General features: G+C 63.9%; 12 protein-coding genes. 8 read left to right on the top strand and 4 right to left on the bottom strand.

Translation table 11 applies throughout. The features are described 5' to 3' along the window. Positions 1 to 11: 11 nt before the first annotated feature. Together EN853_RS28980 and EN853_RS28975 are read right to left on the bottom strand one after the other, a co-directional pair. A complete protein-coding gene (locus tag EN853_RS28980) occupies positions 12 to 197 on the bottom strand; it encodes a hypothetical protein (protein ID WP_127862488.1) in 186 nt (61 codons plus the stop codon). Between the two features lie 240 nt (positions 198 to 437). Continuing rightward, the gene (locus EN853_RS28975) at positions 438 to 1070 is read right to left on the bottom strand and encodes an isoprenylcysteine carboxylmethyltransferase family protein (RefSeq protein ID WP_127862489.1); all 633 of its coding nucleotides are present in this window, start codon (positions 1068 to 1070) and stop codon (positions 438 to 440) included. 203 nt (positions 1071 to 1273) lie between these two features. Here EN853_RS28975 and EN853_RS28970 point away from each other — a divergent pair, with 203 nt between their 5' ends. After that, entirely contained in the window at positions 1274 to 1951 is a 678-nt protein-coding gene (locus EN853_RS28970) for a winged helix-turn-helix domain-containing protein (RefSeq protein WP_127862490.1), read from the top strand. A gap of 27 nt (positions 1952 to 1978) precedes the next feature. Next, complete coding sequence (locus EN853_RS28965) at positions 1979 to 3355, top strand: HAMP domain-containing sensor histidine kinase (protein WP_127862491.1); 1377 nt, start codon at positions 1979 to 1981, stop codon at positions 3353 to 3355. 18 nt (positions 3356 to 3373) lie between these two features. On the opposite strand, the gene EN853_RS28960 is transcribed toward EN853_RS28965, so the two are convergent. Beyond that, entirely contained in the window at positions 3374 to 4240 is an 867-nt protein-coding gene (locus EN853_RS28960; protein WP_127862492.1) for a helix-turn-helix domain-containing protein, read from the bottom strand. A gap of 106 nt (positions 4241 to 4346) precedes the next feature. Between EN853_RS28960 and EN853_RS28955 the strand changes: the two genes are divergently transcribed. The 5 genes from EN853_RS28955 (at position 4347) to EN853_RS28935 (ending at position 10636) form a co-directional block, all read left to right on the top strand. Then, positions 4347 to 5615 carry an ABC transporter substrate-binding protein gene (locus EN853_RS28955; protein WP_127862493.1) on the top strand — a complete coding sequence of 423 codons (1269 nt, stop codon included), beginning with the start codon at positions 4347 to 4349 and terminating at the stop codon, positions 5613 to 5615. Between the two features lie 145 nt (positions 5616 to 5760). Continuing rightward, positions 5761 to 6621 carry a sugar ABC transporter permease gene (locus EN853_RS28950; protein ID WP_127862494.1) on the top strand — a complete coding sequence of 287 codons (861 nt, stop codon included), beginning with the start codon at positions 5761 to 5763 and terminating at the stop codon, positions 6619 to 6621. Then, the gene (locus tag EN853_RS28945) at positions 6618 to 7454 is read left to right on the top strand and encodes a carbohydrate ABC transporter permease (protein ID WP_127862495.1); all 837 of its coding nucleotides are present in this window, start codon (positions 6618 to 6620) and stop codon (positions 7452 to 7454) included. The genes EN853_RS28950 and EN853_RS28945 overlap by 4 nt, the downstream gene beginning before the upstream one ends. Positions 7455 to 7466: 12 nt before the next feature. After that, positions 7467 to 8552: a sn-glycerol-3-phosphate ABC transporter ATP-binding protein UgpC gene (gene ugpC / locus EN853_RS28940; RefSeq protein WP_127862496.1), complete on the top strand. Its 1086-nt coding sequence runs from the start codon at positions 7467 to 7469 to the stop codon at positions 8550 to 8552. 56 nt (positions 8553 to 8608) lie between these two features. After that, positions 8609 to 10636 (top strand): aldo/keto reductase, encoded by a 2028-nt coding sequence (locus EN853_RS28935; RefSeq protein WP_127862497.1) that lies wholly within the window; start codon positions 8609 to 8611, stop codon positions 10634 to 10636. A 238-nt stretch (positions 10637 to 10874) separates the two neighbouring features. On the opposite strand, the gene EN853_RS28925 is transcribed toward EN853_RS28935, so the two are convergent. Next, positions 10875 to 11303, bottom strand: coding sequence for an Lrp/AsnC family transcriptional regulator (locus tag EN853_RS28925; RefSeq protein WP_127862498.1), 429 nt, complete (start codon positions 11301 to 11303; stop codon positions 10875 to 10877). Between the two features lie 122 nt (positions 11304 to 11425). Between EN853_RS28925 and EN853_RS28920 the strand changes: the two genes are divergently transcribed. Continuing rightward, positions 11426 to 12529 (top strand): saccharopine dehydrogenase family protein, encoded by a 1104-nt coding sequence (locus tag EN853_RS28920; protein ID WP_167524642.1) that lies wholly within the window; start codon positions 11426 to 11428, stop codon positions 12527 to 12529. Positions 12530 to 12685: the final 156 nt, after the last annotated feature.

Raw genomic sequence — 12685 nt, 5'->3', positions numbered from 1 at the left:
CTCCCAGCCAGTCAGGCCTGGATGCCGCGGCTTTCTTTGCGGATCATGCTTTTCACGAAACGCTCGGCGTGTTCAGCCCACTGGACTTCCGTGACGTTGTTCTCTCGAACCGACCGCCGGAAGGCTTCCCGCAAAGCGTCGAGCTCAAACACCGGCATCTGCCCGGTTGTTCTGCGTTTCGATATGCGAACGTCCATCGCCCCAGCCGACAGCCAAAAGTTATACTGACGTATATGCTCCGCCCGGCGGGGACCATCAAGGCGCTGCCACTGACTTCTTTTGGGTGCAAATCGACCGGGCTGCCGGGCAATTCCAGCAAAAAGCGTAACCCGGATTTCCGTGCACAATCGTGTGAAAACAAATAGTTAGCGCAGCCCGGCAATCCGGCCAAAACGCTGGGCTGCTCCAGGCTGGGGCAGCGAAATGCCCGATCGCGATCAGTAGACGGTTAACAAGGTCGGCAGCACGCCGGCCCCGCGAAGATATTCGACCGTTTCGATAAGCGGAAACAAGGCCAGGAAATAAAGCCCGTCCCTGAATGTGCTTTTCAGCGCGCTGGTGGAAAAGACCCACTGATCCTGGTCGCGATAAAGCATCGGGTTCGGCCAGAAACGCGGCGTTCGTTCGGCATAGGCCGTATAGGCGGCGCCGAACTTGCCGGACAGGAACTCGGCCTCCCGGCCGGCGGTGAACCGGAAGACGAGGAAGCTTGCAAGACCCAGCATCGCGGCCGCCAGCGCCGATCCGAACATCAGCCCGATGCCGACGACGCCGATGGTCGAGAAGAAATAGAGCGGGTTCCGGGTCATCGAGAACGGGCCCGAGACGACCAGCTCGTCATTCTTTCTGCCGCCGACATAGAGGATGCTCCACAGCCGGCCGAGGAAGCAGATGAGCACGAGGCTGAAGCCGGTCATTTCCACCAGCTCGTGCCCGTTCGAGCCTTCGCTGAGGAACGGTCTGGAAAACAAGAGCAGGACGATTGCCGCCACGGCGGCAACCTGGACGACGATCAGTCGCTTGTGCTGGTCGAACGCCTTTGGCGCTGACTTGAGCGATGTGTAAGCCATTCGGGTTCAGTCGCTCCGGCCCGGGCAGAGAGGATACTCCCACTAGCCTTTCTCCTGCCTTAATGCGAGGTCTCATCGGCATTTTCGGCCATCCTTACGAATTTGTAAGGACCCGGACAGACCTGCGTAAGGCCGGCTTGTGGGAATGGGCACATGCCGATGCTACCATGCCGCTCGAGCTGCACCCCGCACGATAGGCCAAAATGCGACTTCTGCTGGTTGAGGATGATCCAAGGACCGCCGACTATGTCGTCAGGGGGTTGACGGAGGCCGGGCATGCCTGCGACCTCCTGCGCAACGGCCACGACGCGCTCGTCGCGGCGACCCGCGACGCCTATGACGTCATCGTGGCCGACCGCATGGTTCCCGGCCTCGACGGCCTTTCCATGATCAAGGCGGTGCGCGCGGCGGGCGTCAAGACGCCGGCCATATTCCTGACCTCGACCGGCGGCGTCGACGACCGGGTCGAAGGATTGGAGGCCGGCGGCGACGACTATCTGGTCAAGCCTTTCGCCTTTTCCGAGCTGCTTGCCCGCATCAACGCGCTCGGCCGCCGGCCGGCGGCGCAGGAGCAGAAAACCGCGCTGCGTGTCGCCGACCTCGAAATGGACCTGATCCTGCGCCGCGTGACCAGGCAGGGCCAGGTGATCGACCTGCAGCCCAGGGAGTTCAGTCTGCTCGAGGTGCTGATGCGCAGCGAGGGGCGCGTCATCACCCGCACCATGCTTCTGGAGCGCGTCTGGGATTTTCATTTCGATCCCAAGACCAGCGTTGTCGAGACCCATATCAGCAGGCTCAGGGCCAAGGTCGACAGGCCGTTCGACTTGCCGCTCATCCATACCGTGCGCAACACCGGCTACACCCTGCATGCGCCGGCATAGTTCGGTTCCTGGAACCGCCCGCACGCCATGAGCGAGACGCGCCCCAGCCTGCTGCGCAGCACGCCGTTTCGGCTGGCGCTGACCTTTGCCTTCCTGTTCGTGCTCGCCTTCATCCTGTCGGGCGCGGTCGTCTATCAATTGATGAGCGCCGACCTGGCGAGACGGCTCGATCAGTCCATCAAGGAGACCTATTCGGTCGTCGCCCTGACCTATGCGAAGAACGAACAGGAAGATCTCATCGCCTCGGTCAACAACAATGCCGACCTGAACCCGGACAAGGATCAGCTCTTCTCGCTGACGGATTCGCAGGGAAACCGTCTCGCCGGCAACTTCACGGCGTCCGACCTGCCCGACGGGTTCTCGATGTTTGCCGCCAGACTGCCGGGCGTGCCGGCTGGCACCATGTACCGCGCCTATACCGGCGAGGTCGGCGACAACAGTCTCACGGTCGCCTTCTCGCTCGCCGAGACCGACGAGCTGGAGACCATCGCGCTGATGAGCTTCGGCTGGGGCACGCTGTTCATCACCGGCCTCGCGATCGCCGGCGGGGCCTTGCTTGCCTCGCGCGTCCAGCGCCGCCTCGACGGCATCGCCGCCACCATGGTCGACGTCTCGCATGGGCGGCTCCACGCGCGCATCCCGCTGACCGGCAATGGCGACGACATCGACGCCGTCTCCGTCCAGGTGAACGCCGCGCTCGACCGCCTGTCGGCGCTGGTCGACGGCATGCGGGAGGTCAGCGCCAACATCGCGCATGACCTGAAGACGCCGCTCAACCGGCTGCAGATGATCCTGGAGCAGGCCGCCGACAAGACCGCCTCGGGCGAGGATGTCACCAGCGAGCTGGCCGACGCGCGCGCCGAAAGCCTGCAGATCAACCAGACCTTCGACGCTTTGCTGCGCATCGCCCAGATCGAAGCCGGCGCGCGCAAGGCGCGCTTCGTCGACCTCAATGTCGGCAGCGTTGTGGGAACGATTGGCGAGGTCTATGCCGATGTCGCCGAGGATGACGGGAAGTCGCTGTCCACAATGCTCGTTCCGGATACGGAATGGTATATCCACGGCGACCGCGACCTGCTGATGCAGATGCTCGCCAATCTGGTCGAGAACGCGCTTAGGCATTGCCCGCCAGGCACGGCGATCGAACTGTCGGTGGCTAGGCAAGGCGACCGCATCCTCGTCAATGTAAGCGACAACGGTCCCGGCATCCCGGCGACGGAGCGCGAGAAAGTCTTCCAGCGGCTTTACCGGCTGGATTCCAGCCGCACGACGCCTGGCAGCGGTCTGGGCTTGAGCCTCGTCAAGGCGGTGGCCGACCTGCATGGCGCGACGATCGCGCTCAAGGCCAACAACCCCGGGCTTGCCGTGATCGTCAGCTTTCCGGCGGTGAGAGCGCCCACCTGATGGATTCGCTGTCGGCGATCAGCGCACGACCGCCCTGCGGAAATCGGAAGGCGACATGCCGGCGAGCTTGCGGAAGGATTTGTTGAAGGCGCTGAGCGAGCCGAAGCCCGAATCCATCGCGACCTTCAGCACATTGGCGCCCTCATGCATCAAAAGCGCCTGCGCATAGCTCAGCCGCAAGAGATTGACATATTCGTTGAGCGTCATCCCGGTCGACTTCTTGAACAGGCTCATGGCGTATTTCGGATGGATGTCGGCGGCTGAGGCGATGTTCACGCAGTCGATGTCGTAGAGGAAATTCTCGGCGATGAAATCGCACATGCGCCCGACATTGCGCGAGGACTGCTGGTCGAAGGGGCTGCCCGCGCCATGCCCGGCAGTGGTTTCCGGCGCCAGCCGGTAGGGCTCGAAGCGCACCCGCTCGAGCCGCAAGAGCAGCTCGTTGACGGCGTGTTCGGCCTTGGCCGGATCGCCCGAGCGCGCATAATCGTTCCAGCGCTTGAAATTGTCGTTGTCGGACTGGTCGGTGGCATTCGTCACCAGCGTCGCGCCAGTCATCAGCCGGTGCCGGACGTCGGCCGGCAGATGCAGCCTGAAGAAATGCACCAGCGGCAGGTGTGCGCCGGCATAGATCGCGTCGTCGGTGAGATCGTCCATCTGGTGCGGCAGCCCGCCCCAGAACAGGCACATCTCGCCAGCCGAAAGCGAGATCTCATGCTCGGCCATGCGGTAGTGCACGCTGCCGCGCACGATGAAATTCACCTCGACCTGGGCATGCCAGTGCGGCTTCAGCATTACCAGGGGGTGGTTGTGGAACATCTGCAACGCCAGCGGCAGGCCTTCGACGCTGCTCGCGCCTGGCTGGTAGAACGGACGCCCGGGCATCTTACTTTCCGCCAACTTCTTATTCCCTTTGTCGGGGACAAGCCTTCCGCGCCGCCTAATCTATCCATGCTCACGGTGAGAGAGCAAACGAAATGGGAGGATTTCAATGCGCACCACACTGACCTGCGCCACGCTTTTGCTTGCCCTGGGCTCCGGCCCGGCCCTCGCGCAATCCGGCGAACTCACGATCTGGAGCTGGAACATCGCCGCTTCGTCGCTGAAGTCGACGGTCGAAGGCTTCAACAAGAAATACCCCGACATCAAGGTCACGGTTCAGGACCTCGGCAACCAGCCGACCTATGACAAGTCGATCGCCGGCTGCGCCGCCGGCGGCGTCGGCCTGCCCGACATCGTCTCGATCGAGAACGGCGAGGCCGAGAACTACTGGAGCCAGTTCCCCGACTGCTTCGTCGACCTGCACACGCTGGGCTACACGGCGGAAGACCAGAAGAAGTTCCCCGACTTCAAGCGCACCGAGCTCGAGGTCGGCGACAGGGCCTATGCCATGCCCTGGGATTCCGGTCCGGTCGCCGTCTTCTACCGCCGCGACTTCTACGAGAAGGCCGGCGTCGATCCGGCCTCGATCAAGACCTGGGACGATTTCATCGCCGCCGGCAAGAAGATCCAGGCCGCCAATCCGGGCGTGACCATGACCAACGCCGATTTCAACGGCGACACCGAATTCTTCCGCATGATCTCGAACGAACAGGGCTGCGCCTATTTCGCCGAGGACGGGCAGTCGATCACCGTCAACCAGCCGAAATGCGTCGACGCCATGACCAAGGTCAAGGAGATGAAGGACGCCGGTATCGTCTCTTCGGCCGATTGGGGCACCAAGATCACCAACAACACCGCCGGCACCGTCGCCACCCAGGTCTATGGCGGCTGGTACGAAGGCACGATCCGCACCGAATCGCCGAAGGAAAACGGCAAGTGGGGCGTCTACCTGATGCCGAGCCTGACCGCCGATGGCCCGCGCGCCGCCAATCTCGGCGGCTCTTCACTGGCCATCACCTCGGCCTCGAAGAACAAGGAGGCGGCCTACGCCTACCTGAAATACACGCTGGAGACGAATGAAGGCCAGATCACCATGCTGAAGGATTTCGGCCTGGTGCCTTCGCTGATCTCGGCGCTCGACGATCCCTATGTCGCGCAGGGCCAGGCCTATTGGGGCGACCAGGCCGTTTGGAAGGACATTCTCGCCACCTTGCCCAAGGTCGTGCCGAGCCGCGGCACGCAATTCCAGAGCGACGCCGAGATCATCGTCCGCGCCGTGCAGACCAAATATCTGGCCGGCGGCTATCCGGACGCCAAGGCCGCGCTCGACGACGCCGCCAGCCAGATCGCCTCGGCGACGGGTCTGCCGGTCAAGTAGAGCGTCGCTTTTCCTTCTCCCACAAGGGGAGAAGGCAAGACAGGGCAGCGCCTGCATCGACAATTGGCGCTGCTCCAGCAATTCGACGCATGATCAGCACCGCGCCCGCCAAGAAGGCGCCACCGGGAACCAGAAAGGAGGAAGGATGCGCTACCGCAACGCCACCGCGTATCGCTTCCTCACGCCCTATCTGCTGATCTTTGCCATCTTCTGGATCTGGCCGATCATCAGCTCCTTCCTGATCTCCTTCCAGGCGACCCGCACCGTGCCGTGGCGCTTCGCGCCGACCTTCAACTGGGGTCGCCTGATCGGCGACCCCGCCTTCTTCAATGCCTTGAAGAACACGCTGCTCATCCTCGTCATCCAGGTGCCGGTGATGATCTCGCTGGCGATCGTCATGGCGGTGCTTTTGAATTCGCCGCTGCTCAAGGCGCGCGGCCTCTACCGCTTCGCCTTCTTCGCCCCGGTCGTGGTCGGCGAGGTGGCCTATTCGGCGGTGTTCCGGCTGATGTTCAGCCTCGATTTCGGCATCATCAACAAGCTCTTGAACAGCGTCGGACTGCCGAAGATCGACTGGTTCTCCAACGTCACGCCGGCCATGGCGCTGATCATGATCGCGGTGACCTGGCGCTGGGCCGGCTACAACGCCATCATCATCCTCGCCGGCCTCCAGTCCATCCCGGAGGATGTCTACGAGGCGGCGACGCTCGACCGCGTCAGCAAGGTCAGGCAGTTCTTCCACATCACCTTGCCGCTGTTGAAACCGGTCATCGTCTTCTGCGCCGTGCTGTCGATCATCGGCACCATGCAGCTCTTCACCGAGCCGTTCCTGATCACCGAGCGCGGCGGCCCGGGCGGCGGCACCGAGACGCTGGGCCTCTTGCTCTACCGCCAGGGCTTCCGCTCGCTCAATTTCGGCTATGCCTCGGCCATCGCCTACACCATGGCGGGCCTCGCCATCGCCATCACTTTGGTGCAGCTCTGGCTGACGAGAGAGCCGAAATGACCTCGCGCTCTCAAAGACGGCTCGGCCGCAGCATCCTGCTGCATCTTGTCCTGACGCCGCTGGCGCTGGTCTGGCTGTTTCCGCTGTGGATGATGGTGGTGTTCTCCACCATGCCCGACAACGGCATCTTCAGTCCCGGCATCGAGCTTCTGCCGCATGACGGCTTCCTCGACAATGTCAACAATTTGCAGCGCGACACCAACTTCGTCGGCGCCATCGGCATCTCCGTCTCGGTGGCGGTGACCTACACCTTCCTTTCGGTGCTGCTGACCTCGATGGCCGGCTGGGCGCTGGCGCGCTACGAATTCCTCGGGAAGGGCATCGTGGTGGCGATCATCCTCGGCACCATTACGCTTCCCTATGCGGTGGTGCTGATCCCGCAGTTCATCATGGTGGCGCGCGACTTCCAGCTCGCCAACACCTGGATCGCGCTGATCGTGCCGCCGCTGTTCAATTCGCTCGGGGTGCTCTTCATGCGCCAGGCCTTTTCGATGATGCCGGCCGAATTGTTCGACGCGGCGCGGGTCGAAGGTGTGAAGGAATGGCGCATCTTCCTTTTCGTGGCGCTGCCGCTGGCGCGGCCGATGCTGGCCGCCTTGGCCATCATCCTCTTCCTCGCCTCGTGGAACAATTATCTCTGGCCGCTTTTGATCAACAGCCAGCCCGGCGCGATGACGGCGCCGGTGGCGCTGGGAACGCTGATCGGCCTCACCAAGGTTTCCTGGGGCGGCATCATGGCCGGCGCCGTGATGCTGACGGTGCCGATGCTCATCGTCTTCGTGCTCTTGCAGCGTCATTTCATCGCCGGCATTGCCGCCGGCGCGGTCAAATAGGACAGGAGCGAGATGGCAGCGGTCACACTTAGCAATGTCGCCAAGCGCTTCGGCAACTTCGAGGTCGTCCACGGCGCCGACATCGACATCGCCGACGGCGAGTTCGTCGTCTTCGTCGGTCCATCCGGATGCGGCAAGTCAACACTCTTGCGGATGATCGCCGGGCTGGAGGACATCAGCGGCGGCGAGATCGCCATCGGTGGCAAGGTGGTGAACGACGTCGAGGCGGCCGACCGCGGCATCGCCATGGTGTTCCAGTCCTACGCGCTCTATCCGCACATGACGGTGGAGCAGAACCTCTCCTTCGGGCTGCGGATGAACGGCAACCCGAAGGCCGACACCGAACGGCGCGTGAAGCGCGCCGCCGAGATCCTCTGCATCGACGAATTAATGCAGCGGCGGCCGAAACAACTGTCCGGCGGCCAGCGCCAGCGCGTCGCCATCGGCCGCGCCATCGTGCGCGAGCCGCAGGTGTTCCTGTTCGACGAGCCGCTAAGCAACCTCGACGCGGAGCTGAGGGTCCAGATGCGCGTCGAAATCTCGCGCCTGCACAAGGAGCTCGGCGTCACCATGATCTATGTGACGCACGACCAGACCGAGGCGATGACGCTGGCCGACCGCATCGTGGTGCTTAAAGGTGGCAATGTCGAACAGATCGGCGCGCCGCTCGACCTTTATGACGACCCGGCCAACCGCTTCGTCGCCGGCTTCATCGGCTCGCCGAAGATGAATTTCATCGCGGCGAAGGTCGTCGAGACGTCCAACAGCGCCGCGATCGTCGAGCTCGTCAATCATGGCGGCGCCAGGCTGCGCAAGCCGCTTGGCGCGGCTTTCCCCGCGATAGGCGCCGACGTCGTGCTCGGCGTCAGGCCGGAGCATTTCTTCGAAGCCGGCGAGGGCGATTGCGACATCCCGGTCAAGGCCGACGTCGCCGAGCATCTGGGCTCGGTCAGCTACGTCTATGCCGATGCCGGGCCCGAGGAGCTGATCATCGAGCGGGAAGCCGCGCGCCAGCGCGCCAGCAGCGATCATTTCACCGTTTCGATCAAGGCGGAACGCTCGCTGCTCTTCGACAAGACAGGCGCGAGGATTCGCTGATCCGGTTTTTCTTTTCCGGCATGCCAGGCATGGCGGCGACCCATGGAGAATTCGACATGACATCTGGAAAAATTCGCTGGGCCATCCTCGGACCCGGCAGCATCGCAAAATCCTTTGCCGGCGGCGTGGCGCAGTCGCGCAACGGCGAACTGGTCGCTCTCGGCGCCCGCAACCCGGGCAAACCGGGCTTGGCGCAAGCCTTCCCGGGCGCGCGCATCCTCGACGGCTATGACGCGCTGCTTGCCGACAAGGAGATCGACGCCGTCTACATCTCGATCCCGCATCCCGGCCATGCCGAATGGGCGATCAAGGCAGCCGAGGCCGGCAAGCATGTGCTGTGCGAGAAGCCGCTGGGCCTGACCGCCTTCGAGGCCGATGCCATGATGCATGCGGCGCGCAAGGCCAGCACATTTCTCGGCGAAGCCTTCATGTACCGGCTGCACCCGCAGACCCGGCAGCTGGTCGAGCTGATCAAGTCGGGCGTCATCGGCGAGGTGCGCATGATCAAGTCGAGCTTCGGCTTCGCCATGCCGGGCTTCATGCCCGAGCACCGGCTTTACGCCAACGAGCTCGCCGGCGGCGGCATACTCGATGTCGGGGGCTATCCGGTGTCGATGGCGCGGCTGATCGCCGGCGCCGCGGCGGGGCAGGCTTTCCTAGAGCCGGACAAAGTGGTGGGCGCGGCCCATCTCGGCCAGTCCGGCGTCGATGAATGGGCATCGGCGTTGCTGCATTTTCCCAATGGCATCGTCGCCGAGGTCTCCTGCAGCATTTCGCTCAACCAGGACAATGTGCTGCGCATCCTCGGCACCAAGGGCCAGATCGAGGTGCCTGATTTCTGGTTCGCTGGCGGCAATCGCGATGTCGGGCCGGGCCGGATCGACGTGATCCGGTCCGGCGCCCCGCGCGAGGTGATCAGCCTCAACGAGATGCGCCATCTCTACTCCTTCGAGGTCGATGCCGCCGGCGAGGCGATCCTGGCCGGCCGGCAGGAATTCGCCTGGCCCGGCATGGGCTGGGCCGACAGCCTCAACAACCTGCGTGTTTTGGACAGATGGCGGGCCGCCGTCGGGCTGGAGTACGAGATCGAGAAGCCGGCTAAGCGCGTCAGCACCATCTCCGGCCGGCCGCTGCGAACCAGCGGCACTGCCATCGGCAAGCGCGCCATTCCGGGCCTGCCGCGCCAGGCCTCGCGGCTGGCGCTGGGCTTCGAGGATTTCCGGACATTCTCCTCGGGCTCGATCCTGCTCGACGCCTTCTTCGAGGCCGGCGGCAATTTGTTCGACACCGGCTTTGTCTACGGCGCCGGCTACACCGAAGCGCTGCTTGGCCAATGGCTGAGGAATCGCGGCGTGCGCGAGCAGTCCGTCATCATCGCCAAGGGCGCGCATTCGCCGCTCTGCTATCCCGACGTGATCGGCAAGCAGCTCGCCCAGTCGCTCGACCGGCTGCAGACCGATCATGTCGACATCTATTTCATGCATCGCGACAATCCGGATGTGCCGGTCGGCGAGTTCGTCGACGCCATGGACCGCGAGGCCAAGGCCGGCCGCATCCGCGGCCTGTTCGGCGGCTCCAACTGGACGATGGAACGCATGGATGAGGCTATTCGCTATGCCGAGAAGAACGGAAAGCAGAAGCCCGGCGCGCTTTCCAACAATTTCTCGCTGGCCGAGATGCTGGAGCCGATCTGGGCCGGCTGCATCACCTCCTCGACCGATGCCTGGAAAGCCTGGCTGACGGCGCGGCAGATGCCGAACTTCGCCTGGTCAAGCCAGGGCCGCGGCTTCTTCACCGATCGCGCCGGGCGTGACCGGACCGACAATGAGGAGCTGGTGCGGGTCTGGTATTCGGAGAAGAATTTCGGCCGCCGCGACCGCGCCATCGAACTCGCCAACCGGCTGGGCAAGAGCCCGATCCACGTCGCGCTCGCCTATGTCCTGGCCCAGCCCTTCCCGTCGGTGCCGCTGATCGGCCCGCGCACGCTGGACGAGCTCGAGGACAGCCTCAAGGCGCTGGATATCGCGCTGACGGCGGCGGATGTCGCCTGGCTGGACAACGGGCCCGAGCGGCGCAAGGCTTAGGGGTCAGTTCGGGGTGCAAAAAATAAACTCCTCATTCCTTCGCGCCCCCCTCTGCCCTGCCGGGCATCTCCCCCACAAGGGGGGAGATTGGCAGCTTTTGCGCCGGCGCGTTCCTGCAACGTTGTGAGATTGGCGAAAGCCCGCGTGACGTCTGATCTCCCCCCTTGTGGGGGAGATGTCCGGCAGGACAGAGGGGCGCGCTGTCCCGCCAGCATCTCCAAATGGCCTTGGCCCACCCTCACCGATCGATCCGTGTCGACAGGATAATCGACGACGAGGTCCGCTCCACGCCGTCCATCGCGCCGATCCGGTCGAGCAGCGCGTCGAGATCGCGGATGGACGGCGCGTCAACGATGACGATCATGTCGAAATTGCCGCTCACCGAATGCAGCGTCCTGACCGGAGGCAGCGCTTCGAGAGCGCGCACCACTTTGTCGGCGAGCTTGGGCGTGACCGTGAGCAGCACATGCGCCTTGACCAGCCCGCGCTCGTAGTCGGGCGAGAGCCTGACACCATAGCCGGTAATGATGCCGCGCTGCTCCAGCCGCTCGATCCGGCTTTGCACCGTGGTGCGCGACACGCCGAGCTTTCTCGCCAGCTCCGCGGTCGAGGCGCGCGCGTTGGCGCGCAGCAGGGTAAGCAGGGCCTGTTCAGCTTCAGTGATCATTGCGACGAAACCCTTCGGCATATTGCCTAAGCATAAGCTTCATTTTGCCAGATTCCACGCTTCCTTTCGACAGGCAAGCTGCGATGATTCCCACCGACTCGAAATTGGCAGGGGTAATGACCATGAAGACCATTGTTGTCGTCGGCGCCGGCAAGATCGGCTCCACCATCGCCGAGATGCTCGCCGCCACGGGCGACTATCACGTCACGCTCGTCGATCGCTCCGCCGCGCAGCTTGCCGCGGCCGAATTGCCGGCCGGCGTCGAGACGCAGGAGCTCGACATCGCAGCACCCGGCGCGCTGGAGAAGGCCCTGGCCGGCAAATTCGCGGTGCTGAGCGCGGCGCCCTTCCACCTCACCACGCGCATCGCCGAGGCAGCCGCCGCGACCGGCGTGCACTATCTCGATCTCACCGAGGACGTCGTCTCGACCCGCCGTGTGAAAGAGCTGGCGCGTGAGGCAAGGAGCGCCTTCATCCCGCAATGCGGGCTGGCGCCGGGCTTCATCTCGATCGTCGGCAACGATCTCGCCAGCCGCTTCGACACGCTGGAAAGCGTGCGCATGCGCGTCGGCGCGCTGCCGCAATATCCGTCCAACGCGCTGAACTACAACCTCACCTGGAGCACCGACGGCGTCATCAACGAATATTGCGAGCCCTGCGAGGCGATCGTTGAGGGCGAGCTGATCGAGGTGCCGCCGCTGGAAGAGCGCGAGGAATTCTCGCTCGACGGCGTCACCTATGAAGCCTTCAACACCTCCGGCGGTCTGGGCACGCTGGCCGAGACGCTGACGGGCAAGGTGCGCACGCTGAACTACCGCACCATTCGCTATCCCGGCCACGCCTCGATCATGAAGGCGCTGCTCAACGATCTGGGGCTGCGTCACCGCCGCGACGTGCTGAAGGACATTTTTGAAAGCGCGCTGCCGGCAACGCTGCAGGACGTGGTCATTGTCTTCGTCACCGTCTCGGGCCGCAGGAACGGCCGCCTGCTGCAGGAGACCTACGCCAACAAGATCTATTCCAAGCGCGTCGGCAACCTGCTGCGCAGCGCCATCCAGATCACCACCGCCTCGGGCATCTGCGCCGTGCTCGACATGCTGGCCGACGGCACGCTGCCGGCGAAGGGTTTCGTCCGCCAGGAAGACATCGCGCTCGACGCCTTCCTCGCCAACCGCTTCGGCCGCGCCTACGCGCAGCACGAGATGGTGAGCCGGCTGGCGGGTTGAGGAGCCGCGCTTCCTCTCCCCCGTCGACCCAGGGCTATCGCATATGGGTCAGCGCCTGGATGAGGTAGTCGTCATTCCAGGCACATTTCTTAATGCGGTGGCTGATGGGGACTTTGTCAGCATCGGCGGCCTGAAGGATGTTTTTGGCGATGCGGT

Source organism: Mesorhizobium sp. M1C.F.Ca.ET.210.01.1.1 (assembly GCF_004791585.1).
Lineage (GTDB): Bacteria > Pseudomonadota > Alphaproteobacteria > Rhizobiales > Rhizobiaceae > Mesorhizobium.
Note: the sequence above shows the minus strand (reverse complement) of the source record. Positions and strands in the feature narration are given on the sequence as shown.